At 70.7% G+C, this 25,303-nt stretch carries 23 protein-coding genes and 1 pseudogene; 10 read left to right on the top strand and 14 right to left on the bottom strand.

What is annotated here, in order from left to right:
• Positions 1 to 9: 9 nt before the first annotated feature.
• A complete protein-coding gene (locus tag ACSUPV_RS36195) occupies positions 10 to 741 on the top strand; it encodes a class I SAM-dependent methyltransferase (RefSeq protein ID WP_031117184.1) in 732 nt (243 codons plus the stop codon).
• 9 nt (positions 742 to 750) lie between these two features.
• On the opposite strand, the gene ACSUPV_RS36190 is transcribed toward ACSUPV_RS36195, so the two are convergent.
• The 3 genes from ACSUPV_RS36190 to ACSUPV_RS36180 all read right to left on the bottom strand — a co-directional run bounded on the left by ACSUPV_RS36190 (position 751) and on the right by ACSUPV_RS36180 (position 4,057).
• The gene (locus ACSUPV_RS36190; RefSeq protein WP_031117185.1) at positions 751 to 1,071 is read right to left on the bottom strand and encodes an antibiotic biosynthesis monooxygenase family protein; all 321 of its coding nucleotides are present in this window, start codon (positions 1,069 to 1,071) and stop codon (positions 751 to 753) included.
• 191 nt (positions 1,072 to 1,262) lie between these two features.
• The gene (locus tag ACSUPV_RS36185) at positions 1,263 to 2,591 is read right to left on the bottom strand and encodes an RICIN domain-containing protein (RefSeq protein WP_051648713.1); all 1,329 of its coding nucleotides are present in this window, start codon (positions 2,589 to 2,591) and stop codon (positions 1,263 to 1,265) included.
• A 32-nt stretch (positions 2,592 to 2,623) separates the two neighbouring features.
• The gene (locus tag ACSUPV_RS36180; RefSeq protein WP_436949372.1) at positions 2,624 to 4,057 is read right to left on the bottom strand and encodes an endo-1,4-beta-xylanase; all 1,434 of its coding nucleotides are present in this window, start codon (positions 4,055 to 4,057) and stop codon (positions 2,624 to 2,626) included.
• Between the two features lie 415 nt (positions 4,058 to 4,472).
• Here ACSUPV_RS36180 and ACSUPV_RS36175 point away from each other — a divergent pair, with 415 nt between their 5' ends.
• The 5 genes from ACSUPV_RS36175 to ACSUPV_RS36155 all read left to right on the top strand — a co-directional run bounded on the left by ACSUPV_RS36175 (position 4,473) and on the right by ACSUPV_RS36155 (position 10,974).
• Positions 4,473 to 5,948, top strand: coding sequence for a non-reducing end alpha-L-arabinofuranosidase family hydrolase (locus ACSUPV_RS36175; protein ID WP_436949370.1), 1,476 nt, complete (start codon positions 4,473 to 4,475; stop codon positions 5,946 to 5,948).
• Between the two features lie 275 nt (positions 5,949 to 6,223).
• Positions 6,224 to 7,744 carry a DHA2 family efflux MFS transporter permease subunit gene (locus ACSUPV_RS36170; RefSeq protein ID WP_436949369.1) on the top strand — a complete coding sequence of 507 codons (1,521 nt, stop codon included), beginning with the start codon at positions 6,224 to 6,226 and terminating at the stop codon, positions 7,742 to 7,744.
• A gap of 74 nt (positions 7,745 to 7,818) precedes the next feature.
• Positions 7,819 to 8,319: an ester cyclase gene (locus ACSUPV_RS36165; RefSeq protein ID WP_031117193.1), complete on the top strand. Its 501-nt coding sequence runs from the start codon at positions 7,819 to 7,821 to the stop codon at positions 8,317 to 8,319.
• Positions 8,320 to 8,552: 233 nt separating this feature from the next.
• Positions 8,553 to 9,464 (top strand): RNA polymerase sigma factor SigJ, encoded by a 912-nt coding sequence (sigJ, locus tag ACSUPV_RS36160; protein ID WP_051648717.1) that lies wholly within the window; start codon positions 8,553 to 8,555, stop codon positions 9,462 to 9,464.
• 289 nt (positions 9,465 to 9,753) lie between these two features.
• Positions 9,754 to 10,974, top strand: a complete 1,221-nt coding sequence (locus ACSUPV_RS36155) for a metallophosphoesterase (RefSeq protein WP_436949368.1) — start codon at positions 9,754 to 9,756, stop codon at positions 10,972 to 10,974.
• Positions 10,975 to 10,999: 25 nt separating this feature from the next.
• On the opposite strand, the gene ACSUPV_RS36150 is transcribed toward ACSUPV_RS36155, so the two are convergent.
• From ACSUPV_RS36150 to ACSUPV_RS36130, 5 genes and pseudogenes are all read right to left on the bottom strand, one after another.
• A complete protein-coding gene (locus ACSUPV_RS36150) occupies positions 11,000 to 12,025 on the bottom strand; it encodes a helix-turn-helix domain-containing protein (protein WP_436949367.1) in 1,026 nt (341 codons plus the stop codon).
• 70 nt (positions 12,026 to 12,095) lie between these two features.
• Positions 12,096 to 12,450 (bottom strand): annotated as a pseudogene (locus ACSUPV_RS36145) (arginase family protein); the annotation flags it as partial.
• 1 nt (position 12,451) lies between these two features.
• A complete protein-coding gene (locus ACSUPV_RS36140; RefSeq protein WP_436949366.1) occupies positions 12,452 to 13,471 on the bottom strand; it encodes a zinc-dependent alcohol dehydrogenase in 1,020 nt (339 codons plus the stop codon).
• Between the two features lie 76 nt (positions 13,472 to 13,547).
• The gene (locus tag ACSUPV_RS36135) at positions 13,548 to 13,871 is read right to left on the bottom strand and encodes a putative quinol monooxygenase (protein WP_436949365.1); all 324 of its coding nucleotides are present in this window, start codon (positions 13,869 to 13,871) and stop codon (positions 13,548 to 13,550) included.
• Between the two features lie 96 nt (positions 13,872 to 13,967).
• A complete protein-coding gene (locus ACSUPV_RS36130; protein WP_436949364.1) occupies positions 13,968 to 14,642 on the bottom strand; it encodes a PaaI family thioesterase in 675 nt (224 codons plus the stop codon).
• A 74-nt stretch (positions 14,643 to 14,716) separates the two neighbouring features.
• On the opposite strand from ACSUPV_RS36130, the gene ACSUPV_RS36125 reads away from it, so the two are divergent.
• Complete coding sequence (locus ACSUPV_RS36125; RefSeq protein WP_359791507.1) at positions 14,717 to 15,301, top strand: TetR/AcrR family transcriptional regulator; 585 nt, start codon at positions 14,717 to 14,719, stop codon at positions 15,299 to 15,301.
• A 28-nt stretch (positions 15,302 to 15,329) separates the two neighbouring features.
• Here the strand turns inward: ACSUPV_RS36125 and ACSUPV_RS36120 are convergent, their stop codons facing one another.
• The 5 genes from ACSUPV_RS36120 to ACSUPV_RS36100 form a co-directional block, all read right to left on the bottom strand.
• Positions 15,330 to 15,806: a tautomerase family protein gene (locus ACSUPV_RS36120; RefSeq protein WP_436949363.1), complete on the bottom strand. Its 477-nt coding sequence runs from the start codon at positions 15,804 to 15,806 to the stop codon at positions 15,330 to 15,332.
• Positions 15,807 to 15,892: 86 nt separating this feature from the next.
• Positions 15,893 to 16,519, bottom strand: coding sequence for an NAD(P)-dependent oxidoreductase (locus tag ACSUPV_RS36115; RefSeq protein ID WP_436949362.1), 627 nt, complete (start codon positions 16,517 to 16,519; stop codon positions 15,893 to 15,895).
• 215 nt (positions 16,520 to 16,734) lie between these two features.
• Positions 16,735 to 17,316, bottom strand: coding sequence for a TetR/AcrR family transcriptional regulator (locus ACSUPV_RS36110; RefSeq protein ID WP_436949361.1), 582 nt, complete (start codon positions 17,314 to 17,316; stop codon positions 16,735 to 16,737).
• Positions 17,317 to 17,406: 90 nt separating this feature from the next.
• Positions 17,407 to 17,742, bottom strand: a complete 336-nt coding sequence (locus tag ACSUPV_RS36105; protein WP_436949971.1) for an acyl carrier protein — start codon at positions 17,740 to 17,742, stop codon at positions 17,407 to 17,409.
• A 109-nt stretch (positions 17,743 to 17,851) separates the two neighbouring features.
• Entirely contained in the window at positions 17,852 to 19,246 is a 1,395-nt protein-coding gene (locus ACSUPV_RS36100) for an FAD-binding oxidoreductase (protein WP_436949360.1), read from the bottom strand.
• An 87-nt stretch (positions 19,247 to 19,333) separates the two neighbouring features.
• On the opposite strand from ACSUPV_RS36100, the gene ACSUPV_RS36095 reads away from it, so the two are divergent.
• Both ACSUPV_RS36095 and ACSUPV_RS36090 read left to right on the top strand, forming a co-directional pair.
• The gene (locus ACSUPV_RS36095) at positions 19,334 to 20,353 is read left to right on the top strand and encodes a helix-turn-helix transcriptional regulator (RefSeq protein ID WP_436949359.1); all 1,020 of its coding nucleotides are present in this window, start codon (positions 19,334 to 19,336) and stop codon (positions 20,351 to 20,353) included.
• A 152-nt stretch (positions 20,354 to 20,505) separates the two neighbouring features.
• Complete coding sequence (locus tag ACSUPV_RS36090) at positions 20,506 to 21,363, top strand: hypothetical protein (protein ID WP_382612101.1); 858 nt, start codon at positions 20,506 to 20,508, stop codon at positions 21,361 to 21,363.
• A gap of 36 nt (positions 21,364 to 21,399) precedes the next feature.
• Here ACSUPV_RS36090 and ACSUPV_RS36085 read toward each other — a convergent pair whose 3' ends face one another.
• Positions 21,400 to 24,012 carry an AMP-binding protein gene (locus tag ACSUPV_RS36085; protein WP_436949358.1) on the bottom strand — a complete coding sequence of 871 codons (2,613 nt, stop codon included), beginning with the start codon at positions 24,010 to 24,012 and terminating at the stop codon, positions 21,400 to 21,402.
• A gap of 221 nt (positions 24,013 to 24,233) precedes the next feature.
• On the opposite strand from ACSUPV_RS36085, the gene ACSUPV_RS36080 reads away from it, so the two are divergent.
• A complete protein-coding gene (locus tag ACSUPV_RS36080; RefSeq protein WP_436949357.1) occupies positions 24,234 to 25,280 on the top strand; it encodes an iron ABC transporter substrate-binding protein in 1,047 nt (348 codons plus the stop codon).
• The last annotated feature ends 23 nt before the right edge of the window (positions 25,281 to 25,303 follow it).

Genomic DNA, 25,303 nt, shown 5'->3' with positions numbered 1-25,303 from the left:
AGCGCACACGTGCAGGGATACGAAGCGTCGACCTACGGAGACCGCATGGTCGACCATGACGCCATCGGCTGGCCGGCCGCCAAGGATGAAAAAGCCGCCGTGGCATTCCTCGCGGAGGTGGCCAAGCCCGGCCGGGCACTGGAACTCGGCGTCGGAACCGGTCGGGTCGCCATCCCGCTGGCGCGTGCCGGCATGCGCGTCACCGGTATCGACGCGTCCGACGCCATGCTCCGGCAGTTGGTCGACAAGCCCGATGGCGCCCAGGTGCAGGCGGTACGAGGAGACTTCGCCGATGTCGCCGTCGACGGGCCCTTCGACCTGGTCTACGCAGTGCAGCACACGTTCTTTCTGCTGCGCACGCAGGACGAACAAGTTCGCTGCTTCCAGAACGCGGCGGCCCGGTTGGCTCCCGGCGGAGCCCTTGTCCTGCAGCTCTTCGTGCCCGACCCGCACAGGCTCATCCAGCCCCAGTCGACTGATCCCCTGCAGGTGGCACTCGACCAGGTTGTCCTGCGGGTCTCCCAGTTCGACAGGGTGGAGCAGACGGTCACCCGCCAGTACATCGCCATCACGGAGACCGGCACCAAGTTGTATCCCATGGTCTTCCGCTACTCCTGGCCGACCGAGCTGGACTTGATGGCCCGCATGGCCGGCCTCCGACTGGAAGGTCGCTGGAACGGCTGGTCGCGCTCGCCCTTCACGGCGGAGGGAAGTTACGTGGTGGTCTACCGGAAACCATGATCGGCGAACCTACGGCCGGTGTACGGAGACGACCTCGTACGGTACGAGGTCGAGCGTCGCGATCTCCAGGACTTGCTCCATGCATGCCCGCACATCGGCGTCTTCGCGCGCGGCCGCCAGATCCGCTTGCGAGCGCCACTGGTTGTAGTTGGCCACTCGAGTGCCCTCAAGGCCCCGGTGAATATTGGCCTGTACATAGCCAGGCTGCTTCGGCATGACCTCCCGCGCCATGTACTGGAGCAGTTCGATGAGACGTTGCTGATTCTCAGGAGCGACGGTGAAGACATTGATATAGGTGACCAGGTCGCCGCCCGTACTGATCTCGGTCATGCTCAGTATCTCCTCGCAGGCCCTGTGAGACATGGTGTCTGTCACAGGAAGCAACACGGATCGGCAGCGCGTTTCTTCCGGGCCATGGCACCGCCCGACGGGCCTGCCTGACTACTGGGAGCGGACCAGCACACGTCCACGGGGTGGAGCCGGGTCGGTCCTGGCTCCACCCCGTGGTGCGTGCGTGCCTGTCACTGGAACTGGGCGAAGAACCTCCAGATCTCTGCCTTGGTCCAGGTCGTGACGCCGCTCTCGCCGGAGGAGCCGTCGACCGGGCCGGGTATGTGGCCGCCGTCGAACGCGGCCCACTGGACCGGGTATCCGGCACGGCAGCCCGCGTAGGTGGTGGTGATGTGCGTGCGGCTGCCCGGTGCCGGCTCGCGCGGGTTCTGGGCGGTGCAGCCGTTGTTGGCGACGAACCTGTCGCGCAGGGAGCGTCCTTGTGCGATGCCGAGGACGGAGTCGCTGATGCCGTGGATCCCGAAGTAGGCGATCGGCTGGGTGCCGCCGCTGCATCCGCTGATCTGGGCGCCGGCGATGACCGCGACGGCCCGGAAGGCGTTCGCCCGGCTGCAGGCGAGCGCGTAGCTCATGCCGCCGCCCCAGCTGAAGCCCGTGGCGAACCGCTGTGCCGGGTTGACACAGAGGCCGCTCTCGATGCGCCGGATCATGTCGTCGACGAAGGTGACGTCCTCACCGCCCGTATTGGCCCAGCCGTTGCCGAGGCCCTGGGGAGCGACGAGGATCGCGCTGTTGTTGGACTGTTCCTGCTGGCCGTAGTAGGACCACGCGGTCCCGCTCGTGCCGCCCGAGGCGACGTCGCCGGCGGTTCCGCCCCGCCAGTGGAAGGCGAAGATCAGCCGGTAGGGGCGGCTGTTGTCGTAGTTGGCGGGAACCCTGAGGATGAAGCTGCGGCTCTTGCCGCCGCTCTGGATGGTGTGCGTACCGCTCGTCAGGGTCGGGGCGCTGCCGCACCCGCTTCCGCCACCGGACGACAGCTTGACCATCTGCCATTGCTGGTTGGCGCCGCCGTGATCGGCGTACTGGACGACGTTGCCGCCGTCGGCGGTGGAGGCGCCCTGCACCTCCACCGCCTTGCCGCTGGTGCGGTTGATCAGCCGGACGTGGCCCGTGTCGGAGTCGGCCAGGCGGAACTGCTGGTTGCCCCCGTTGTGGTCGGCCCACTGCTGGATCGCGGCACCGTCCGAGGTCGAGGCGCCGGCCACGTCGAGAACCTTGCCCGAATGCCGGGCCTTGAGGCGGTAGAAGCCGCCGCCGGAGTCCACGAACTGCCACTGCTGGTTGGCTCCGTCGTGGCGCGTCCACTGGCTGACCCGCGCGCCGTCGGCGGTCGAGGTGCCGGAGACGTCCAGCGCCTTGCCGCTGTTGCGGTTGACCAGGACGTACCAGGCGTTGGTGTCCACCGTCGCCGCCTCGGCGGGCGCGGGGTTCACCGCGGTGAGCACGCCGATCGCGAGGGCCGCCGCCACCACGGCGGCGACCCGGGACCACCAGGTCATCGATGCCCCCTTTCGTTGGTGGGCCGGCCTCGTCACGTGCGGGTCCAGCGTTGGTTGCCGCCGTTCGAGCAGGAGTAGAGCTGGATCAGGGTGCCGTTGGCGGTGCCGCTCGCGGCGGCGTCGAGGCAGAGGCCGGACTGGACGCCGACGATCGTTCCGTCGGAGTTGAGCCGCCATTTCTGGTTGTCGCCGCCCCAGCAGCTGTAGATCTGGACTCTGGCGCCGTTGCCGGTGCCGCCGGCGTCCAGGCACTTGTTGCCGTAGACCCTGAGCTCACCCGCGGCGGTGTGCGTCCACTGCTGGTTGGTGCCGTTGTGGCAGTCCCACAAGTGGACCTGGGTGCCGTCGGTGGTACTGGCACCGGGCACGTCCAGGCAGCGGCCAGACCCGACGCCCTTGATCTGCCCGGACCCCGGAGGGGGCGTGGTGGAGCCGCCGTTGAGTGCGTTGAGGACGGCGGTGTAGGCGGGCTTCTTGCTGCCGTCGCCGTTGAACAGCAGCGGCGTGTGCTGCGGGCGCCAGGAGTCGGAGTCGCGCACGCCCCAGACGGTGATGCCGAGGCAGCGCGGGACGGCCAGGCAGTCGTTGGTCACGGCGGCGTAGGTCGAGGCCGGGGCGCCCTGGATGTCGAGCTCGGTGATCGCCACGTCGACACCGAGGGCGGCGAAGTTCTGCAGGGTGGTGCGGAAGTTGCTGTTGTAGGGGCTGTCGTTGTTGAAGTGCGCCTGGAAGCCGACACAGTCGATCGGTACGCCGCGCTGCTTGAAGTCGCGGACCATGTTGTACATGGCCTGCGTCTTGGCCCAGGTCCAGTTCTCGACGTTGTAGTCGTTGTAGCAGAGCTTGGCGGCCGGGTCGGCGGCGCGCGCGGTGCGGAAGGCGACCTCGATCCAGTCGTTGCCGGTGCGCTGCAGGTTGGAGTCGCGGCGGGCTCCCGAACTGCCGTCGGCGAAGGCCTCGTTCACGACGTCCCACTGGACGATCTTGCCCTTGTAGTGGGCCATCACGCCCTTGATGTGGTCGATCATCGCCTGGCGCAGCGCGCTGCCGCTGAGGGCCTGCATCCAGCCGGGCTGCTGGGAGTGCCAGGCCAGGGTGTGGCCGCGCACCTGCTTGCCGTTCTGGACCGCCCAGTTGTAGACGCGGTCACCGGCGGTGAAGTTGAACTGGCCCCGCTGCGGTTCGGTGGCGTCGATCTTCATCTCGTTCTCGGCCGTCACCGAGTTGAACTCGCGGTTCGCGATCGACGTGTACGTCGAGTCGCCCAGCCGACCCGAGGCGATGGCGGTGCCGAAGTAGCGGCCGCTCTGCGCTGCCGCAGCGCCGAGCGTGCTCTCGGCGGCGTGTGCGGGGGGCGGTGGCGCGACCAGTGCGCCGGCCGCGCCGAGGGCGCCGACGACCAGCGCCGGCAGCAGGGCGCGGAGCTTGTGGCGGACATGGAGTCTGGGAAGGGCGTGCAAGCCCATGACTGTGCCTCCAAGGTAGACAGCACGGAGTGACTGGAGCGCAGGGAAAGCCTCGTCCGCTACCACCGGGACGGATGCGTTGGTGCGAGCCTCACCGGAACGGCAATTCGCTCAGGATCGACGTGGTTCGAAATTTCGAACTATGGTCGGTCGCTCAGAGAGGGATGATTGAGGGTTTGACAGTGACTCGTCAATAGCCTCTACCGGAGAAACTTTCCACTCATCCTTCGAAACATTCGAGCACCCGCTGTTTGCAGCCAGAACAGCCACAGGCCTTGACCGGAGCGCCCCGCCTTCCTAGCTTGTGGCGTCGAAGATTCGGGAACTCCCCGAAACTTTCGAGCTCCGCTACCACCGGCTCGGCTGCTCCGCGGTTCATCGGCGGCACCCCACCCGCCCCGAAGGAGGCCCTGTGATGTGGCTCAGCCACCCGTCCCCGGTCCGTCTCAAACGGTTACTCGCCGTCCTGTCGCCCCTGCTGCTCGTGGCGACCTTCCTCGGCGCCCAGCCCGCCGAGGCGGCGACCGTGGACCCCAACGCGTCGTACGTGCTGGTCAACCGCAACAGCGGCAAGGCCCTGGACGTCTACAACATGGCGACCGGCGACGGCGCCCGCATCACCCAGTGGTCCAGGAACGATCAGGCCCAGCAGCAGTGGCAGTTCGTCGATTCCGGCGGCGGCTACTACCGCATCAAATCCCGCCACTCCGGCAAGGTCCTGGACGTCCACAACTGGTCCACCGCGAACGGCGGCTCGATCGTCCAGTGGACCGACCTGAACGCCACCAACCAGCAGTGGCGGCTGGCCGACAGCTCGGACGGGTACGTGCGGCTCATCTCGCGCCACAGCAACAAGGCCCTCGAAGTGCAGGGCGCCTCCACCGCCGACAACGCGAACGTCGTCCAGTACGACGACTGGGGCGGTACCAACCAGCAGTGGCAGCTCGTCAAGGTCGGTGCGGGCACCCCCGGCCCGTGTGATCTCCCGTCGACGTACCGCTGGACCTCGACGGGCGCGCTGGCGCAGCCCAAGCCGGGATGGGCCTCGCTCAAGGACTTCACCGTCGCCCCCTACAACGGCAAGCACCTCGTCTATGCGACGACCCACGGCGCCGCGGGAACGGGAGTGGCCTGGCGCTCGATGAACTTCACCCCGTTCACCAACTGGTCGGAGATGGCCTCGGCCGGCCAGAACACGATGTCGACGTCCACGGTCGCGCCCACGCTCTTCTACTTCGCCCCGAAGAACATCTGGGTGCTCGCCTACCAGTGGGGCAGGACCGCCTTCTCCTACCGGACGTCGAGCGACCCCACCAACCCGAACGGCTGGTCATCCGAGCAGCCGCTCTTCTCCGGAAGCATTGCCGACTCCGGAACCGGACCCATCGACCAGACGCTCATCGGTGACGGGACGAACATGTACCTGTTCTTCGCCGGTGACAACGGCAAGATCTACCGGGCCAGCATGCCGATCGGGAACTTCCCGGGCAGCTTCGGCTCGACCTCGACGGTGATCATGAGCGATACGAGGGACAACCTGTTCGAAGCCCCACAGGTCTACAAGCTGCAGGGCCAGAACCGCTACCTCATGATCGTCGAGGCGATCGGCTCGCAGGGCCGCTACTTCCGCTCGTTCACGGCCACCAGTCTGAACGGCTCCTGGACACCCCAGGCGGCGACCGAGAGCAATCCCTTCGCCGGCAAGGCCAACAGCGGCGCCACCTGGACCAACGACATCAGCCATGGCGAGCTGCTCCGCACCAGCGCCGATCAGACCATGACCGTCGATCCCTGCAATCTGCAGTTGCTCTACCAGGGGCGCAGCCCCAACTCCGGCGGTGACTACGGCCTCTGGCCCTACCGTCCGGGTCTGCTGACACTGCGGCGCTGACGGCGTGAGACGAGTCCGGCTCCGGTGTGGGGCCGGCAGGGCGGGCTCGGCGGAAGGCCGAGCCCGCCCGGTCACGCGACAACGTCACTGCTCATACGGCGACGGAGCGCGGGGTCGGGCAACGCTCACCAGCCCGAGAGCCATCCCGTGACGCGGTGTGGTCCCGCGTCCCGGACGATCCGCTCATCTGGTGAGCCCACCCATGTCACGGTTCCGCGCCCGGTTGCGTCGGTCCTGGGGAAGCACCCCAACGACTACCGACGAAAGGCGACGGGATGGGCACGGACGCACCGGAAGCGCGGCAGCGAAACCCCTGGCTGGTGCTGGGGGTACTCTGCGCGAGCTTCTTCATGACGCTGCTGGACACGACGATCGTCACGATCGCCGTCCCCGAGATGGCCGCGGGGCTCGGCGCGTCGCTGGACGACATCCTCTGGTTCGCCAACGCCTACATGCTGGTCTTCGCGACGCTGCTGCTGCTCTCCGGACGGCTCGGCGACCGGTTCGGCGCACAGCGCACCTTCACCACCGGGCTCGCGGTCTTCACCGTGGCCTCGGCGGTCTGCGGGTTCGTGGACACCCCGGGGCAGATGATCACGGCCCGGGCGGTCCAGGGACTCGGCGCAGCGGTGATGATGCCGCAGACCCTGGCCCTGATCAGCGCCGTCTTCCCGGCGGAGCGCCGCGGGGCGGCCTTCGGCGTGTGGTCCGCGGTCGCGGGCCTCGCCACCGTCGCGGGACCCACCGTCGGCGGCGCCCTGGTCTCCGGCCTGGACTGGCGCTGGATCTTCTTCATCAACGTCCCGATCGGCGTGGCGGCGCTGGTGGGCGCGCTCGTCGTGGTGCCCGACGTCCGGACGGGACGGCAGACCTCGCTGGACCTGCCGGGCGCCGTACTGTCCACGGCCGGCCTCAGCCTGATCGTGTACGGGCTGATCGAGGGCGAGCGCTACGACTGGGGCACCATCGAGTCCTTCCTCGGCATCCCGTTGGTCCTAGCGCTCGGCGTGGCCCTCCTCGCGCTCTTCGCGCTGCACCAGCGGGCGCGCCAGGACCGCCGTCCGCTGGTCCCGTTCGAGCTGTTCCGCAGCCGCGCCTTCACCGTCTCCGCGACGCTCGGGGCGATGCTGCTCTTCGGTTCCATCGGCGTGCTGCTGCCGCTCACCCTCTACCTCCAGTCCGTCCTCGGCCTCTCCGCGGGCGAGGCCGGCCTCGCCCTCGTACCGGGACCGCTGGTCACGCTGTTCGTGGCGCCCGTGGCGGGCAACGCGGTCGGCAAGCTCGGCGGCCGGAAGATCCTCGTCCCCGGGCTGCTGGTCTTCGGCTCGGGAATCGCCCTCACAGCGGTCATGGCGCAGGCGGACTCCAGCGTGTGGGCGATCATCCCCGGCCAGATCGTGTTCGGCATCGGCATGGGCCTGGTCTTCGCGCCCACCAGCACCCTCGCGATGCAGGAGATCCCACCGCGGCTGACCGGCGTCGCCTCCGGCATGTTCACCACGTTCCGGCAAATCGGTGCCGTCGTCGGCGCGGCGGCGGTCGGCGCGCTGCTCCAGAACCGGCTCGCCGCCGAGGGCGTGCCGCAGGAGGTGCGAGAGCAGGCCGGCCGGCTCACGGACGCGGCTTACGCCGACGGTCTCACCGACGCCGTGCGCTACGGCCTGTTCCTGACGGTCGCCGTGGCGGTCATTGCCGCCGCCCTCGCACTACTCCTGCCGCCCCCGGCCCCACGACCGGAGCCGGAAGCGCCCGCGGCGCCGCACGCCGGAGCGGACCTGGCCCGGGCCGTGGACTAGTGGAATTCCCCCCTCGCCGCCTTTCCCTGACCTCAGCATTCCTGTTTTTCGCACTGTTGCCTAGGAGGAAACCCATGCCGGAAAAGACTGTTATCCAGCGTTACATCACGGCGCTCGGTGATCAGGACTGGGCCGCCCTGGAGAAGTTGTACGCCCCGGACGTCACCATGTACGCGCCCACCGCCTGGGGGGTGAAGGGCGTGGAATTCCTGCTGAAATTCTGCCAGGAGATCCACCACGCCCACCCCGGTATCCGTACCGTCCTGCACGACGAGTTCTACAGCGCCGACGGCACCCGGGCGGCTTTCCGGTTCGCGTTGCACTGGCACAACACCGGCTCGTACTTCGGCAACGCGCCCACCGGCGAGCGCGGTTCGAGCATCGAGCAGCACACCGTACGCATCGAGGACGGGCGGATCGTCGAGCAGGTCGTCGGGGTCAGCACCCTGGGGCTTCACTTCCTGCAGAAGGAGGCGTGGGGGGTGGCGTACGTGACGGACGCCGTCGATCCGGCTCCCGAGGTCGACTCCGCACCGCAGGCGCAGCAGGCTTCTCACGCGAAGAACCGTCCGTGACCGAGCCGCTCGTCGGGGCCGGCGCGCAGGACGGCCGCACCGCCAGCAGGCGAGAGCCGAACCGGCGTTCCACGTCCGGAGGTTCGCGGCCTCGGTGGGAAGTGGCGGCCCTCACCCTCACCTGCTGCCCTCGCTCCGCGCCCTTGGAGAGCGGTTGAAGGCCACGATTGTAGACTCGCAGGTCAGTTGGCGAGCAAACGCGACGAGCGCCGATCCTGAGGTAACGGGGAGTCATGGCCGAGACGACAGCCGTCTCCGAGCGGTCCGGGATCTCAGATCCGTTCGAACGGTACCGGCAGATGATGTTCGGCATCTCGTACCGCATGCTCGGTACCGTCGTCGACGCCGAGGATGTCGTCCAGGAGACCTGGCTGCGCTGGCAGCGCGTCGACCGGGACGCCATCGCCGATCCGCGCGGATACCTGGTGCGGGCCGTCACCCGCACCGCCATCGACCAGATGCGCCGCAGTCGGGCCCGGCGCGAGGAGTACGTGGGGCCCTGGCTGCCCGAGCCGCTGCTGGTCTCGCCCGATGTCGCGATGGAGTCCTCGCTGCTCGGCGAGTCGCTGAGCATGGCGGTCCTGGTGATGATGGAGACGCTGTCGCCGCTGGAGCGCGCGGTGTTCGTGCTGCACGAGGTGTTCGGCTTCAGCTTCCCCGAGGTCGCCGCGGCGGTCGACCGCACGGAGACGGCGGTACGGCAGCTCGGCAGCCGGGCCCGGCGCCATGTGCGGCTGCGCAACCGGCGCTTCGAGCCGGATCACCGGCAGGCCCGCGAGATCACCGAGCGCTTCCTCACCGCCTGCCTCGACGGCGACGTGAAAGCGCTCATGGCTGTGCTGGCCCCCGACGTGACGATGTGGGCGGACGGCAACGGCCACGCGGAGACCCCACGCGTCCCGCTGCGCGGCGCCGCCGCCATCGCCGAGTACTTCGCGTCCACGGCGGGCCGCTACCCGGCCGGGCTGGTGGTCCGCATGCACGAGCAGTACGACGGCACGCCTGCCGCCGTACTGGCCACGCCGGCCGGCGTGTTCGCCGTGGTCACCGCAGACGTCGACGTGGCCGACGGACTCCCCCGCATCACGGCCGTGCGCGCCGTGCGCAATCCGGAGAAACTGGGGCGGGTGCCGGCGGGGCGCTGAGCGGCGCGGCTGTCCCGGAGAGGCCGGGCCGGGTCCGCGGCTGTGCGTAGCTCTCCGCGGGCGCCGAGTTCGTCGAGGATGACACGGTGGAGCCGGGCCCAGGCTCGCTCCCGGCTCCACTGGGCGAGCACCGGTAGGCCGTCTGCCAGCACGGGCCGAAGATCGGCGGGAGTTGCCGCCAGGGAGCACGCTTCGCCCCAAGGGGCCGCGCCCATGAACGCCGGTCCGGTCGGCCCGAGGGCGACCGGATACAGTGCGCGAGACGGCAGCGTGGCAGGGAGACGGAAGCGTGACCGACACCAGCAACACCCGACCCGCCGAGGGTGAAGCGCAGGTTCCGCGGCAGAGCCGACTGCACCGCCTGATGCGCTACATCCCCTTGATCGCCCCCGTCCTGCTCTGGGCCGTGCCCTGCTGGGTGCTCCTGTACACCGGCCAGCACTGGCCGCTGCCCGTCACGCTGGTCGGCACCGCCCTGTTCGTCCTCGGTCTCGTCGGTATGCCGCTCGCGATGGCGCGCGGTCACGGCCGGCGCCGGCAGGACCGGGCGGCGATCATCGGTGACACCCTGCTGGGCACGAGCTGGGTTCTGTTCACCTGGTCCGTTCTGCTCGGCGTCCTCCTGCGGCTCACCCTGATCGTGGTCGGCGTCGGCGAGAGCCAGGACCGGGCCCGCATCGTCACCTGGGCCGTCCTCGGCACCACCGCCGTCCTCCTCGCCTGGGGGTACGCCGAAGCCCGCCGCGTGCCGCGCGTGCGCCGGCTCGACGTGCGACTCCCCCGGCTGGGCGCCGGGCTGGACGGCCTCCGCGTCGCCCTCATCACCGACACCCACTACGGCCCGCTCGACCGCGCCCGCTGGTCGGCACGGGTGTGCGAGACGGTGAACACCCTGGAAGCCGACCTGGTCTGCCACACCGGCGACATCGCGGACGGCACGGCCGAACGCCGCCGCGCCCAGGCCCTCCCCCTCGGTACCGTGCGAGCCACCCGGGCCCGCGTCTACGTCACCGGCAACCACGAGTACTACAGCGAGGCCCAGGGCTGGGTCGACCTGATGGACGAGCTGGGCTGGGAGCCGCTGCGCAACCGCCATCTGCTGCTCGAACGCGGAGGCGACACCCTCGTGGTCGCCGGCGTGGACGACGTCACCGCCGAGTCCTCCGGCCTGGCAGGCCACCGCGCCCACCTCGCCGGAGCCCTGAACGGCGCCGACCCCGACCTGCCCGTCCTGCTCCTGGCGCACCAGCCCAAGTTCGTCGACCGGGCGGCGGCGGCCGGCATCGACCTCCAGCTCTCCGGCCACACCCACGGCGGCCAGATCTGGCCCTTCCACCACCTGGTCCGCCTCGACCAGCCCGCCCTCGCCGGCCTCACCCACCACGGCACCCGGACCCTCCTCTACACCAGCCGCGGCACCGGCTTCTGGGGCCCGCCCTTCCGCGTCTTCGCCCCCAGCGAGATCACCCTGCTCGTGCTCCGCTCCCCCCACCAGCCCACCACGCCGTAGCACCGGGCGGGCCGGCACATCCGCTTCAGCACTCGGGGGTCGCCTGGCGAGCCGTGTAGGCGGCGGGGGTGAGGCCGGTGTGGTGGCGGAAGAAGCGGCCGAAGTTGGCCGCGTCGGTGAAGCCGAGGTGGGCGGCGCCCGCCTGGGCGGTCCACCCGGCGTGGCCGAGGAGGCGGCGCGCTTCGAGCAGCCGCCGCTCATTGATGATCTCCCGTGCTCCCCTGCCGGTGGCGGCCTGGGCGGCGCGGCTGAGGGTGCGCACCGAGCAGCCGAGCAGCCGGGCGTAGTCGTCGACGCGGTGCCGCTCACGGAAGTGCAACTCCAGGGCGTCCAGGAATCGTTCGTAGGTGTGACGGCGTCCGGTGCTGCCGCCCGGGGGCGCGTGGCGGGGGCCGCTGCCCGGGGAGGCGGCTGCGGCGTCGGCCGGAGGGGCCGGGACACCCGGGGAGTGGGCGAGGCGCAGGAGGAGCGCTTCGAGGAGGCTGCGCCGCAGGGCGTGGTGGGCCGCGAGCGGGCGGCGTCCCAGGGAGCGGTGCTCGTCGAGGAGTTGGAGCGCGGTCTGTTCCAGCCAGGAGCCGTCGGCGGAGTGCGGGGTCAGGACGGCGGGAGCGTCGTGCGAGGTGAGGGGAGCGAGCTCGCGGGCGGTGTCGGGCCGGAGCACGTCCGGCTCGAACAGGACGAACGGGCCGCGGGCGGTGCTGGGGTCGTGCCAGCACTGCACGTGCCCGGGGCGCACCCACAGCCACTGGCCGGGGGCGACGGTGCGCGTGACGTGGTCGACGTCGTGCCGCAGTACGCCCTCGGTGACCAGGATCAGGTAGTGGAAGGTGGCCCGGCCCGGACGGGGCGGGTTCCACGGCCAGTCGTCGTGGTGGGCGTGGAAGTCCTCGACGGTGGTCACTTCCAGGCCGTACGGCGTACCGACCGGGGGTTGGAAGCCGTACAGCGGGACGGAAGCGGGCTCGGCCCCTGCGGTGAGGAGCGGCCGCGAGGAGGAGGCGCTGGAGGAGGGCGGTCCGGATCGCGGCGGGTGTCGCCTGTCGACCATCATGTGTCCGCAGCTTACCGGCGAATCGGAGACACAGACGGTGGCCCCGGCCGCGCGGGTGACGCGTGGCGTCTCACCTCGTGGCCCCGGGCCTGCGGGCCATGAGGGTCACCATGTCGAACAGCACGGTCGCGGCGGCGATCGAGGTGATCTCCGCGTGGGTCGTAGGCGGGAGCCACCTCCACCACATCGCCGCCCACGATGTCCAGCCCGGTCGACCCGCGCAGCACCCGCAGGAGTTCCCGGCTGGTCAGCCCGTCGGCCTCCGGGGTTCCCGTGCCCGGTGCGAAGGCCGGGTCGAGGACGTCGATGTCGACATGGAGGGAGTGGTCCTCGATGAGCAGGCCTTCCTCGAAGGCCCGGCGGAACACCGTGCCGTGGGTCGTCGGTGCGTGGAAGTAGGTGTCCCAGGTGTCCAGGTGCGCGTCCTCAGTTCTCCAGGACGAAGATCGGCTTGTGGCCGGCCCGGCCGGAGGTCAGCACCTCGGGGATCTCGTCCCAGCCGTAGACGCCGCTGGTGACCAGCTCGGGGTGGAGCGTGCCGGCGGCCACCGCCGCCAGGGTCGGCGTCATGTTCGGCCGCGCGTGCCCCTTGCCGTTGTGGAAGTGGACTCCGCGCTGGTACAGCGCGAGCAGCGGGAGCCGGATGTCGTCGAAGTAGATGCCGACGCTGTTGACGTATCCCTCGGGCACGACCGACAGCAGTGCCTTGCGGAGCCGCTCGGGGTTGCAGGCGGCGTCCACGGCGAGGTGGAAGTCCTTCTCGCGCTTGCCGTGGATGTCGTGGACCTCGGCGCCGAGTTGCTCGGCGACCTTCATCCTGACGGGGTCGTCGTCGTAGTAGACGGTGCGGGCGCCGGCGCAGTGGACCGCGACGTCGACGCAGTAGAGGCCGATGGATCCGGTGCCGCCGAAGACCGCGATCTTCGGGTCGGTGATCTGGGCGACGGTCGGCATCACCGTCTCCCAGCCGAGGGCGAGATTGTCGCCGATCGAGGCCAGGTGCACGGGGTCGACCCCGGCGGGCAGCTTGGCGAGGTTGAAGTCCGCGTAGGGGACGCGGATGAGTTCGTCGAAGGTCCCGCCCCAGGCCCCGTTCACCGGCAGGCCGTACTGGGCGTCGCCGTGGAGGAGACAGCGGGCGGGGTGTCCGAGTTCGCACTGCGCGCAGGTGCCGCACGCGATGTGCCAGGCGACGCCGACGACGTCGCCGACCGCGACCTCCGTGCAGTCGGGGCCGACCTCGACCACCGTGCCCACGCACTCGTGGCCGAGCGGGAACGGGCCGAATCCGGAGAACGGTGTCTTGTCGGCGATGACGTGGTGGTCGAGATCGCAGGTCGTGGCCGCGAGCGGACGCACGAGCGCGTCCGTGCCCTCGACGACGGTGGGGGCGTCGACCTCGTCGAAGCGCAGCCGGCCGGGCGCGACGAACATCAGGCTCTTCATGGGAAAGCTCCTCGGTGTGGTGGGATCCCGGGCCGGGCGGACCGGTGTCGGCCGTCGCCCCGGCCCGCACGGTCGGTCAGACGGCGCCGGCGTCCGGGTCGCCGGCGGGGATCGCGTCCAGGAAGACCATGTCCGGCGGTGCGGCCAGTGCCCGCGCCAGGGCGGTGCCGACCTCCCGCATGGCGGCGCCCTTCATGTGCGCGCCCAGCGCCTCCTGCGAGGCCCACTTCTCGATCACGACGAACTCGCCGGTGGTGCCCGCCTTGCGGTGCAGCGCGTAGCGCAGGCATCCGGGTTCGGCGTGCACCGCGGCCAGCGCCGCCGTCAGCGTCTTCTCGACCAGCTCTTCCTGACCCGGCTCGGCGACCATCGTCGCCATCAGCACCACCGGCTCGGCCATGGGTTACCCCTCTCGTTCATGACAGTCGTTATAGCCATGGCAGACGTCGTAGGACGCTGCCTTCAGTCCAGAGCCGCGAAGGTCGGCAGTGACGGGTCACGCTTCTTCCCGCAGGCCGGGGAACAGGGCGCGGGCACGGTCGGGGTCGGGCGCGATGAAGACGCCGTCCGCCGAGACCAGACGCGTGGACGGGTCCGCCTCAGTGGTGATCGTCCCGGTCACGAAGACCTTGCGGTTGTCCGTGCCGGTGACGCGGCCGAGGATGCGCAGCGGTGTCTCCAGCGGGATGGGCTGGTGATAGCGCGTCTGGAGGGAGACGGTCATGCCGGGGGTTCCGGCGGCCGTGCAGGCCTGGCCCATGAGTTCGTCGAGGAGCATGGCGCTCATGCCGCCGTGGCCGTAGCCGGGCGGGCCCTCGTGGGCGAGACCCAGCGTGCAGTGCCCGATCAGGCCGTCGTCGGTGGGCGTGATGCTCACGGGCGGGGCCAGCGGGCTGCCCGCCCCGACGACGGGGCTGTACATCCGCGGACCCCCGGGGAACCCGTCCACTTCGGGGATCTCCGCTCGGGCGCGCCGTCGCCCGGTCAGCTGGGCGGTGACCTGACGGACGCCGTCCGCCACGCGGTGGAGCGTGTCGGGCGAGGCGGCGGTACGGACCGTGGTTTCCACCAGGGTGCGCAGTTCGTGTCCCAGGCGGGTGATGGCCGCCTTCTGGTCTTCCAGCGAGTCGGCTCCCGCTTCTGCGGGCGGCTCGGTGAGGGGGGTGTGCATCGGCGTGGCTCCCGGAGAGGACGACGGTAGACTATGACAATTGTTATAGAGCAGAGATCAGGAGAGGTTCGCAGGTGACCAAGGACAGCCCGTCAGCGCGCGAGCGGATCGTGGCCGGTGCGGCCGACATGATCAGTCGGCGCGGCCTGAACGCGACGAGCATCCGCGAGACGGCCAAGCACGCCAGTGCACCGCTCGGATCGACGTACCACTACTTCCCCGAGGGCAAGCAGCAGTTGGTCACCGAGGCCGTGCGCCACACGGGCGAGTGGACCGCGCGCAGTCTGCGCAAGGAGTTGCAGGCCGGCCCGGTCGCCGGCCTGCAGGCCTTCCTCGCGCTGTGGCGCAAGATCGTCGTCGACAGTGACTTCCGGGCCGGCTGCCCCGTCCTCGCGGTCTCCATCGAGGAGCCGGCCCCCGGCGAGACGTCCGCCGTCCTGACGGCGGCAGCCGACGTCTTCGCCACCTGGGAGGGCCTGCTCGCCGACTCCCTGCGGGAGCACGGCGCCGAGCCGGAGCGGGCGGCGAACCTCGCGACGCTCATCGTCGCCGCCGTCGAGGGAACCGTGGCCATGTGCCGCGCCAAGCGCAGCGCCGAGCCCCTCGATCGCACCGCCGAGGAGCTGCGGGCGCTCATCCTCGCCGCGGTCGGGGACTGAGCCCGGCCCGCGCTGGACAGCTCGCACTTCAGGCGCCCAGCGCGGCGCGGACCGCCTTGACGCGCTCCTCCGTGAACACTCCGCTCTCCAGCAGCGGCAGGATCGACAGCACGCCGCCGGACGACCCCCAGCTGCCCTCGTCGATCACCCGGAAGTTGACCCACCAGGCCGGCGCCGGCTTCTCCAGCCCGCAGGCCGCCGCCAGTGCGGCCAGCACGCGTTCGACGACCTCGGCCCGGACCTCCGGCTGCCAGGCCGCGTCCATCACGGCGATGTCGATCATCATCACGTCGAGGTCCGGGTCCGCGTCCGCCAGCAGCCGGCCGCCGATGGCCATCATGTCCCGCTCACGCTCCACGAAGTGCACCTGGAAGCCGGGCCGGGCGGCCGGAGCGAGCCGGCCCACCTCGGGCACCAGCACCGCGTCCGTCAGCGTCTCGGCCAGCTCACGACGCTGCTCCAGGCTCAGGCGCCCCCTGGGTGCGTTCACGGTGATGATGGTCACGACATCCTCCTATGACAGTCGTTATAGAGGCAGGCTACACACCTCCATAACGACTGTCATACCGGTGGGTCCGTGACGGCGAAGCGTCAGTCGGTGATCACGGGGCTGCGGTGGATCCACTCGCTGCCGCGCACCGCCTGGCACATGAAGGCGGCCACGTCCGCACGGCTGATCGTCGGGTTGCCCTTCATCGGCAGCCGGTCCCCCGCGCTGTACGCGCCCTTGGCGGGGCCGTGAGTGAGCCGGGTCGGGTAGACGACGGTCCAGTCCAGACCGCTGGAGCGGACGCGGTCGTCCGCGATCTCCTTGTCGGCGTAGATCGACCGCAGCAGCGTGCGGTAGATCGCCTTCTGGGCGACGCTCGCCTCGTCGAAGGTGCGGCCGACGCCGAACGACGACAGCCACACCAGCCGGGAGACACCCGCCTCCTTGGCCGCGCCGATCACGGCCGCCGAGGACCGCGTGAAGAGTCCGTCGGCGCGCACCGAATTGCCCCTGCCCAGGGCGGAGACGATCGCGTCGTGCCCGGCCGCGCCGGTGAGGACGTCGTGGTGCGATGTGGCGTCCCCCGTGGCCACCGTGACCTTGTCGGCCACGTCACCGAGGGCCGCGGGGTTGCGTACGAGGGTGGTGACCGAGTCGCCGGAACGCAGGGCCAGGTCCACGACATGGCGACCGGTGGGGCCGGTCGCCCCGAGAACGAGCAGTTTCATGGCGAGGGATCTTCCGTGAGGGCGTGGGGCGGGGAGGAGCGTACGTCTGCGGCGCAGGGCGGCCGCATGCCTGCCGCCCGCGGCAGAGAAACCGAAGCGGACAGCTGTCCGCTCCCGCGAAGGTAGCGGACAGCTATCCGCTTAGCAAGGCCAGAGATCCTGGCGCGACTCGGACGCCGGACCCGCACCTCCCGCCACCGCCGGTCCGGCCGCTCTCACCGCGGCCCCGGCGCCCCCGCGCGCAGGCCGTCCATGACGATGTCCAGCAGCCGGGTGGTCTGGGCGTGCCAGTCACCGCTGATGTCGATCTGCCAGATGCCGGCGATGGCCCGGAGGAAGTCGTCGGCGGTCACCCCCGGACGGATGGTGCCGGCCTCGTGATTGGCGTCCAGCAGGGACTCGATCGATCCGTACACCAGGGCGTATCCGGACGACTCCGGCCCTCCCGTCCCACCGACGACCTGACGCAGGGCGTCGGCCAGTCCGGTCTTGGCCATGATGAAGCGGGCGAGGCGGTCCATCCACACGCGCAGGGCCTCGTCGGGCTCCTTCGTCTTCAGCAACTCGGCCGCGCCGTCGGTGAGTTGCTGCACTTCGTGGCGGTACGCCTCCAGGACGAGCGCCTCACGGTTGGGGAAGTTGCGGTAGAGGGTGCCCTGCCCCACACCCGCCTTCTTGGCGATCACGCTCATCGGGACGTCCGGGGAACGCGACAGTTCGACCAGCGCCACCTCCAGGATGCGCTCCCGGTTGCGTTGCGCGTCCGACCGCTGAGGTCCGCCGGCCTTGGACTGCACACGCCCTCCTCCCGGGCTTACCCGAAGCCCTCTTTTCAACCGGACAGCCGTCCGGTACTTCCTCGTGCCGGACTGCTGTCCGCTTTCGCTTCACCATAGCGGGCGAAACCGTTCGGCGTCGTGGGCCGGTGGCGCCGGTCGTCGCCGACACCTCCGAGCAGGCCAGGGTGGCCGTCGAGGCAGTGGATGCAGGCGAACACTCCTGCGGACCGCGGCATGACGGTGCCCGGCGCCGGCCTGCTGCTCGGGCTGGCACTCAAGAGGGGGAACCGGGGGCATGAGCGAAATCGGCGAGCCTCTGGGCATATCCGCCCAGAACATCGCGCGCACGCAGGACGGCAGTCCACGGGCGCGCAGGGCAGCGCCGAAACGGACGGCGGACAGGGAGTTGCCGCCGGGTTCGAAGAAGTCGTCGTCCGGGTGCACGGCCACGCCCAGGTGATCGACGGCCTCACGTCACCGGATCAGTGGGAGTGCCGGCTGAACGCCCCGCCGCGGCGAGAGGCCGGTGAACTGGCCGTCGTCCGCCTCCGGTTCAGGCCGTCCCGGTAGGGCCGTCGCCCGCCGGCGGGATGTTGTAGTTCAGCCGGAAGAGGTTGCCCGGGTCGTGGACGGCCTTGAGGCCGGCCAGCCGATCGAGGTCCGCCGGTGCGTACGCCCTACGGATCGTCTCCTCACCGGCGTTCGCGCCGTGTCCCAGGAAGTTCAGCCCGGCGCCGCACGAGACCGGCCGCAGGGCCTCGCGGAGCTGCTCGTACATCGGCCGGGTGTCCTCTTCGGTGATCCCGGACAGCAGGGTGACGACGGACAACAGGTATCCGGCGTCCCGGTGGGCCACGGAGTTGGGCCGCTCAGGCGGTGTCGCCAGGGCCCCGCCGAGGTGCCGCAGCTCCACGACGACCGGCAACGGCGCCTGGGGGCCCGCGTGTTCCAGGAGCACGCGCAGGACGTCGTCGCCCGCTTCGCGCAGCATCCAGGTCTCGCGCTGGAAAGGAACCGGGACCGGTGGTTCGTCGTGGATGCAGCCGCTCTCCGTGTACGGCATGTCCCGCAGGTCCTCGATCAGGACCGGGCCCGCGTCCCGCAGCGGGGCCACCAGCCGCGCGCCCTCCTCCGCGCTGCCGGTGTGGGCGATCCGCACGTGGTGGACGTGCCGGCCCCGCAGCGGCTCGGGCACCCCCGGATCGTCCGGCATCGGCACGAGCGCCACCGAGGAGTTCATCTCCCGGGGCAGGCCGGAGGTCCACCGCACATAAGCACTGAGGACGTCGGGCGCCGCCTCGGCGTCGAAGAAGAAGCCGCCGCCGTACACCCGGGACACCGGAACGAGGTCCATTTCCAGCCGGGTCACGATCCCGAAGTTGTCCCGGCCACCCACCAGCGCCCAGTACAAATCGGGGTCACTGTCCGCGGTGACCTCACGCAGCGTGCCGTCCGCGGTCACCACCTCCAGGGAACGCACTCGGTCCGCGGCGTAACCGTAGGTGCGCACCAGCAGGCCCACACCACCGCCGAGGACGTAGGAGACGACGCCGACGTGCGGGGCCGATCCGTTGAGCGGTGCCAGACCGTGCGGGGCCGTCGCCGGGATCACCTGCTCGAAGCGTGCGCCGGCCTCGACGGTTACCGTGCGACGGTCCGCGTCGACCTCCACACCGGTCATCCGGCCCGTCGTGACCAGCAGCCCTCCGTCGGCGGCGACGGCATATCCGTGCCCCGTGGCCTGTACGGCGACGGGCAGTCCGCGTCCCGCGGCGAACCGGACCGCCTCCTGGACGTCCTCGGCCCGCGTGGCACCGACGATCAGGTCGGGCCGGTGCCGCAGGGCGAGGTTCGCTCCGGTGCGCTCCTCGTCGAAGCCCTGGTCGCCCGGGAGGAGGACAGGGCCCGCGACCCGGGAGGCGAGTGCCTTGATGTCGTCGTGCTGCACAGTTTTCTCCGTTCGGTTCGTACCGGCACGCGGCATCCTCGGTCCGAAACCTGACAGCGGCCGTCAGGTATGCCCGACACTCGCAGGGTGAAGTCCGAACGGCTGCTGTCCATCCTGTTGTTGCTCCAGCACCGGGACCTGGTTCCGGCCGGCGAACTCGCCGAGCGCCTGGAGGTCTCGGTGCGCACGGTGTACCGCGACGTCGAGGCGCTGTCGGCGGCCGGTGTCCCGGTGTACGCCGAGCGCGGCCGGTACGGGGGCATCCGGCTGCTGCCCGGCTTCCGCACCGACATGACCGGGCTGACCCGCGACGAGGCCCGGGCCTTGTTCGTCCTCGTCGGTCAGAGCGCGCACTCGGCGCTGGGGCTGGACCGGGCGATGGCCTCCGCGCTGCGCAAGATGATGGCCGCGCTGCCCGCGCCGCACCGGCCGGCGGCCGAACTGACCAGTCGTCGGCTGCTGATCGACCCGGACGGATGGCTGTCGGGGCCGCGGCAGGACGCGTCCGGGATGGACGAGCTGTACGACGCCGTCCTCGCCGACCGCCGGCTGCGCATCTCCTACCGGCACAGCGGCAGCGCGTCGGTGCACACCTACACCGTCGATCCGTACGGGCTGGTGTCCAAGGCGGGCACCTGGTACCTCGTCGCCGACCACGCCGGGCAGGCAGAGCTGTTCCGTACCGACCGGCTCGGGGACGTCACCGTGACCCCCGAGCCCGTGCGCCGCCGGGAGGGTGTGCAGCTGGTGCGGGTGTGGGAGGAACTGCGGCAGCGAGTGGAGAACCGCGAACCGGGGATCGTGGTACGGGCCCGGGTCAGGCGTCGGCGCCTGGACATGCTGCGGAGGCTCACCCGGGCGAACTTCCGCGGAGTCGTCGGGGCGCCCGAGCCGGGCAGGGAGCCCTTGGCGCCGACGGACACCCCCGGTGTCATGCGGGCCGAAACCGCATGGGTCACGGTCGAGCTGGAGTACCCGGTGCCGGTCGCCGTCTGCCAGTTGCTCCAGTTCGGGACCGATGTCGAGGTGCTGGATCCGCCCGAGGCGGTCGAGGCGATCTCCCGCGTGATCGCCGCTCTCGCGGCGCGCTACCCGGCCGGTGGCTGAGCGGGCCCGGTCCGCGCCGCGCAGCGCCCGCCCGGTTCCGCAGCATTGGCGCTCACTCTCTCGGCGGAAGATACTGGAGACAGCAGGCTCACTCACAGGCGCCGGTGCCTCGTACGAATTGACATCCGCAGTCAATTGAACCGGAAAAGATCATGACAGATCTCGGCTTCGTGGGTCCCAGCCGGCCCGCCAACGATTACGCCTTCGTGAGTGTTACCGACGGCGACACCCCCACCATAGAAATGGCGATCCGGATGGTGTCCGTCGATACCCCGGAAAGCCAGTTCGGCGGTTCGCCCGCCACCGCCCAGGCCGCTCTGGAGCGCACCAAGGCGCGACTGCGGGACGGCACGTACGACGCGCTCCCGCAGGACCTGCGCGACTATCTCGTCTCCCGGATCACTCCCGACGCCGCGCAGCGGCATCAGGCCGCGGGAAAGGCGGCGGCCGAGGCCCACAAGGACATGGTGGCCACGCGTCTGACCCGCCCCGACGGCTCACAGCGCAAACTGGCCGTGATCGCCACCGGGGAGCTCGTCGAGAGCAACGGACGTCTGCTGGCCTACACCGCGCCCTGGTTCAGCGGCAGCGCGTCCGATCCGCTGCCGCCGCGCGACGACCCGCGCCGGCGCACGTTCAACCTGGACATGGTGGCTCTCGGCTGGGCGGCCACGTTCCTCATCTACCCCTCCATCCCGCCCGCCTCCGACCTCAACCTGCTGCTGGACGAGGCCGAGGCGGCATGGACGCAGCAGCTCGGCGCCTGGGCGCAGTTCGGAGAGGACCTGCTGCTGGGATACGAGTACCGGGCCTGCATCAAGCTCGGTGCCCGGGAGGTGCCCGATCCGGCCAAGGCGATCGGACAGGCCTACCAGCGGGTCTGCGTGGACCTGCGGAACCTGACCGAAGTGGGCCTGTACGGCTACCACCGTGTGCCGCCCCACCACCGGCTGTGGATCTGGGAGGACGACCTCGAACAGGCGCGCAAGGACCTCCCAATCACGTCCTGAGCCGTTCAGGCACGGCCGTGAGTCCCTGACGAAAGGTCACGCGGGTCCGTGCGAGCGCGTGGGCCGCCACGTGCCGGTCGGTTCACCTGCGCACGACAGGAGTCTGCTCGTCAGGCGCGTGGCCACCGCGCCGTACGCCACCCCGAAGACGAGGGAGGCCAGCAGGGCCAGTTCCGGGGAGTGGTCCCGCAGGTGCGGGTAGACGTGGAAGTGCGTCAGGTAGATGTACAGCGAGCTGCCCGCCAGGACGCCCGCGAGCCGGTTGAGGGGGCCGAGGCCGGGCAGGGACGGGACCCACAGCAGCAGGGCCAGTCCGCCCACGACGATCGCGGTGCGCTGGATCTGCCCCTCGGGGAACAGCCCCGGTACGGCGGCCAGCAGGACGCCGGTCAGCAGCAGCCGCTGCCCCGCTGTGCGGGCCCGTGCGGCCGCCCAGCCCAGGGCGAACAGGAAGAACACGACGGTGGGGCTGAGGTGGTAGCGGACGTGGGCGAGGCTCCAGGGGTCGTACCGCCCGACGAGCCCCAGCCCCACCAGTGCCAGGGCGAAGCCGAAGGGGCTGCGTCGTTCCACGCGGTCGAGCAGCGGGATCGCCAGCAGGACGGCCAGTGCGGACAGGAAGTAGACCAGCGCCTCGACGAACCAGTAACGCCACTCAGGGTCGGAACCGTCCTGCGCGAAGAGGCTGTTGGCCAGCACGAGGTTGGCCGGATCGTAGTCGCGGGTGAGCAGCAGCATGCAGGCCAGCCACACCATGCTCGGTATCGCGATGCGCGCGATGCCGCGCCACAGCCTGCGCAGGCGCTCCCGGCGCTCGTGCGCGGAGAGGTGGAAGCGGGCGAAGTTGAATCCGGCGACCCCGAGCAGGACATGGGCACCGCCCTGGACGGTGAGGACGGGAATGTGCGAGCTGACGATGAGGACGATGCCGACGGCCCGCAGGGCGATGCCGGTCTCCAGGTGGTGCCGGAGCCTGCGCCGCGGCCCGGTGTCCCCGGCCGTGTGCCGCGCCGCGGCGAGGTCGCGGAGCTCCCGGATCGGTGTGGTGTGCCAGTCGGGGGGCAGCGCGCCCAGTGCCTCCTCCAGCCGCAGCGACATCTCGACGTAGGAGAGCGAGTCGCCGCCCAGGCTCACGAAGCTGCTGTCCTCGGTGACGTCGGTCCGGTCGAGGATCAGGGCGTAGAGGGCGCGCAGGTCGTCGGTGCCGGAGTCCGGCAGCGGCACCTCCGACTCGCGCGCCTGCCGTCGTACGGCCGCGTAGTCGGGCTTGCCCGAGGCCAGCCGCGGGAGTTCGGACACCGTCCGCACGCGTATCGCGTGGGGCGGCAGACCGCAGCCGTCCGCCACCAGACGCCGGATCCCCGCCGCGTCGACGCCCTCGGTGCGGACCGCGAGCACGGCGAGCGCGTCGTCGCCCCCGGCGCACAGCGCGGGGACGCCGTGCTCCTGCAGGATCGCCTCGACGCGCTGCGGGTCTATGCGCAGCCCCAGGATCTTGGTGAACCGGCTGCGGCGGCCCACGATCTCGTACAGCCCGTCGGGCGCCCGCCGGGCGATGTCCCCGGTGTGCAGCTCCTCCACCGTGCGTCCGAGGGCCAGGTCCGCCGGGCTCTCGGCATAGCCGAGCATGACGTTGGGGCCCGAGTAGACCAGTTCGCCGACCCCCGACTCCTCGATGCCGTCCACCGGCCGGATCCGGAAGGAGCCGCCGGGGATCGGCACGCCGACCGCCTGCGGGCGCTCGGCCGCCAGCGCCGGGGGGAGGTACGCCATGCGGGCCGTCGCCTCGGTCTGCCCGTACATCACGAACAGCTCCCAGCCCGCGCGGCGGCCCGACTCGGCGTACTCGGCGACCCGTTCGGGGGGCAGGCGGCCTCCCGCCTGCGTCACGTACCGCAGGTGCGGCAGCCGCATCCGGGTGAAGCCGACCCGGTCGAGCAGGTCGAAGGTGTACGGCACACCGGCGAGTGAGGTGCCGCGGGCGGCGCGGAACTCGTCCCAGAAGACGGCGTCGGACACCGACCGTTCGGTGAGCAGCAGCCCGGCGCCGCGCAGCAGGTGGCTGTGGATGACCGACAGGCCGTAGCAGTAGTGCATGGGGAGGGTGGTGGCCGCGCGGTCGGTGTCGGAGATGTCCAGGTAGGTGGCGATGGACTCGGCGTTGGCCTGGAGGTTGTCGTGGGAGAGCCGGACGAGCTTGGGTGAGCCGGTCGAGCCGGAGGTGCTGAGCAGCAGCGCGAGATCCGGGTGCAGGGTGTGGGCACTCCCGCGCCGGCGTTCGTCGAGGGTGCAGGTGCCGTGGCCGTCCGGTCGTGCGACGACGTCCGGGTCGTACGCGGCGGTCAGGGCGTCGACGGTGCCGTCGCTGTCGCCGGGGACGAGCAGGACGGGGTGGCCGGCGGAGAGCGCGGCGAGGTGGACGACGAGGGCCTCGACCCGGTTGGCCCCGGCCAGCAGGACCAGGCGGCGTGCGGGACCCAGGCGTTCGGCGGTGGCGGCGACCCGTTCGGCGAGCGCCCGGTAGGTGACCTCGCCCGATGGCGTGATCATTGCGGTGCGGTCGCCGTGCGACGCGAGGTGACGCGCGAACGGAACTCCTCGCCGCCGTACGGGCGGTTGCGGGAAGGTGACCGGTGCGATGGGCGCCATCCGCGCGGTGAACTGGGCAGGGAGGGGCCGGGAAGGGTCTATCACGGGCGCATGACCTTTCTGCGGCAGCGTCCGCACTGAGCACAGGCACCTTGACGGTTAGGCAAGCTTTACCTTATTCATAGCATGTTCACAGTTGGCTGGAAAGCATCGCTTCGCCGCTCGCCGCCCGACGACGCGACCCGCGGCGTACCGGCGAGCCACGCAGGAAGGCACACCACATGCGACGCCCCTCGGCTCGCCGGACCACCGCGCTCCTCGCGGCCGGCCTGCTCCTCCCCGTCCTCGCCGCCTGCGGCTCCGAGAGCGACAAGGGCGGTTCCACGGAGGCCGGCGACTCCGCCCTCGTCATCTACTCCGGCCGTAACGAGAAGCTGGTCAAGCCGATCCTCGACAAGCTGGAGAAGGCCGTCGGCACGAAGGTCGAGGTGCGCTACGGCGACAGCGCCGAACTCGCCGCGCAGCTCCTGGAGGAGGGGGAGCGCACCAAGGCGGGGCTGTTCTTCTCGCAGGACGCCGGCGCCCTCGGTGCCCTGTCCAAGGAGGGCATGCTGGCCAAGCTGCCCTCCTCCAGCCTCGACGCGGTGGACGAGGCGTACCGCGGTGGCGCGGGCGACTGGGTGGGCCTGTCCGGGCGCGTCCGGGTCATCGCCTACAACCCGGACGAGGTCGCCGAGGACGAGGTCCCGGACAGCGTCCACGACGTGGTCCGGCCGGAGTGGAAGGGCAAGGTCGGCTTCGCCCCGACCAACGCCTCCTTCCAGGCGTTCGTCACCGGCATGCGCGTGCTGGAGGGCGACGACGCCACCCGCGCGTGGCTCAAGGGCCTGAAGGACAACGGCAGGACCTACGCCAACAACCTCGCCACCCTCGACGCCGTCGAGTCCGGCGAGGTCGAACTCGGCCTGGTCAACCACTACTACTGGTACGAGCGGGTCGCCGAGAAGGGCGAGGACGAGGTCGACGCCAAGCTCAAGTTCCTGCCCGGCAAGGACCCCGGCGCACTGATCAACGTGGCCGGTGTCGGCATCCTCAAGGACAGCGAGCAGGCCGAGACCGCCCAGAAGGCCGTCGACTACCTGCTGTCCGAGGAGGCGCAGACCTACTTCGCCGACAGGACGAAGGAGTACCCGCTGGCCGCGGGCGTCACCAGCAGCGTCGAGGGCCTGCCGCCGTTCGACTCCCTCCAGTCCCCCGACATCGACCTCGGCAAGCTGGAATCCCTCCAGGAGACGCTGGCCATGCTCCAGGACGTCGGACTGGTCTGAGGACGTGAGACCGACGGACACCG

Origin of the sequence: Streptomyces sp. SudanB52_2052, assembly GCF_964272415.1 — a bacterium.
Taxonomy (GTDB): Bacteria; Actinomycetota; Actinomycetes; order Streptomycetales; family Streptomycetaceae; genus Streptomyces; species Streptomyces olindensis.
Note: the sequence above shows the minus strand (reverse complement) of the source record. Positions and strands in the feature narration are given on the sequence as shown.

What these genes read in the sequence shown, in the direction of transcription:
- ACSUPV_RS36190 (WP_031117185.1), bottom strand. Translation starts at nt 1,071, where the DNA reads ATGACCGAGATCAGTACGGGCGGCGACCTGGTCACCTATATCAATGTC.
- ACSUPV_RS36185 (WP_051648713.1), bottom strand. Translation starts at nt 2,591, where the DNA reads ATGACCTGGTGGTCCCGGGTCGCCGCCGTGGTGGCGGCGGCCCTCGCG.
- ACSUPV_RS36180 (WP_436949372.1), bottom strand. Translation starts at nt 4,057, where the DNA reads ATGGGCTTGCACGCCCTTCCCAGACTCCATGTCCGCCACAAGCTCCGC.
- ACSUPV_RS36175 (WP_436949370.1), top strand. Translation starts at nt 4,473, where the DNA reads ATGTGGCTCAGCCACCCGTCCCCGGTCCGTCTCAAACGGTTACTCGCC.
- ACSUPV_RS36170 (WP_436949369.1), top strand. Translation starts at nt 6,224, where the DNA reads ATGGGCACGGACGCACCGGAAGCGCGGCAGCGAAACCCCTGGCTGGTG.
- ACSUPV_RS36165 (WP_031117193.1), top strand. Translation starts at nt 7,819, where the DNA reads ATGCCGGAAAAGACTGTTATCCAGCGTTACATCACGGCGCTCGGTGAT.
- sigJ (WP_051648717.1), top strand. Translation starts at nt 8,553, where the DNA reads ATGGCCGAGACGACAGCCGTCTCCGAGCGGTCCGGGATCTCAGATCCG.
- ACSUPV_RS36150 (WP_436949367.1), bottom strand. Translation starts at nt 12,025, where the DNA reads ATGATGGTCGACAGGCGACACCCGCCGCGATCCGGACCGCCCTCCTCC.
- ACSUPV_RS36140 (WP_436949366.1), bottom strand. Translation starts at nt 13,471, where the DNA reads ATGAAGAGCCTGATGTTCGTCGCGCCCGGCCGGCTGCGCTTCGACGAG.
- ACSUPV_RS36135 (WP_436949365.1), bottom strand. Translation starts at nt 13,871, where the DNA reads ATGGCCGAGCCGGTGGTGCTGATGGCGACGATGGTCGCCGAGCCGGGT.
- ACSUPV_RS36130 (WP_436949364.1), bottom strand. Translation starts at nt 14,642, where the DNA reads ATGCACACCCCCCTCACCGAGCCGCCCGCAGAAGCGGGAGCCGACTCG.
- ACSUPV_RS36115 (WP_436949362.1), bottom strand. Translation starts at nt 16,519, where the DNA reads ATGAAACTGCTCGTTCTCGGGGCGACCGGCCCCACCGGTCGCCATGTC.
- ACSUPV_RS36090 (WP_382612101.1), top strand. Translation starts at nt 20,506, where the DNA reads ATGACAGATCTCGGCTTCGTGGGTCCCAGCCGGCCCGCCAACGATTAC.
- ACSUPV_RS36085 (WP_436949358.1), bottom strand. Translation starts at nt 24,012, where the DNA reads ATGGCGCCCATCGCACCGGTCACCTTCCCGCAACCGCCCGTACGGCGG.
- ACSUPV_RS36080 (WP_436949357.1), top strand. Translation starts at nt 24,234, where the DNA reads ATGCGACGCCCCTCGGCTCGCCGGACCACCGCGCTCCTCGCGGCCGGC.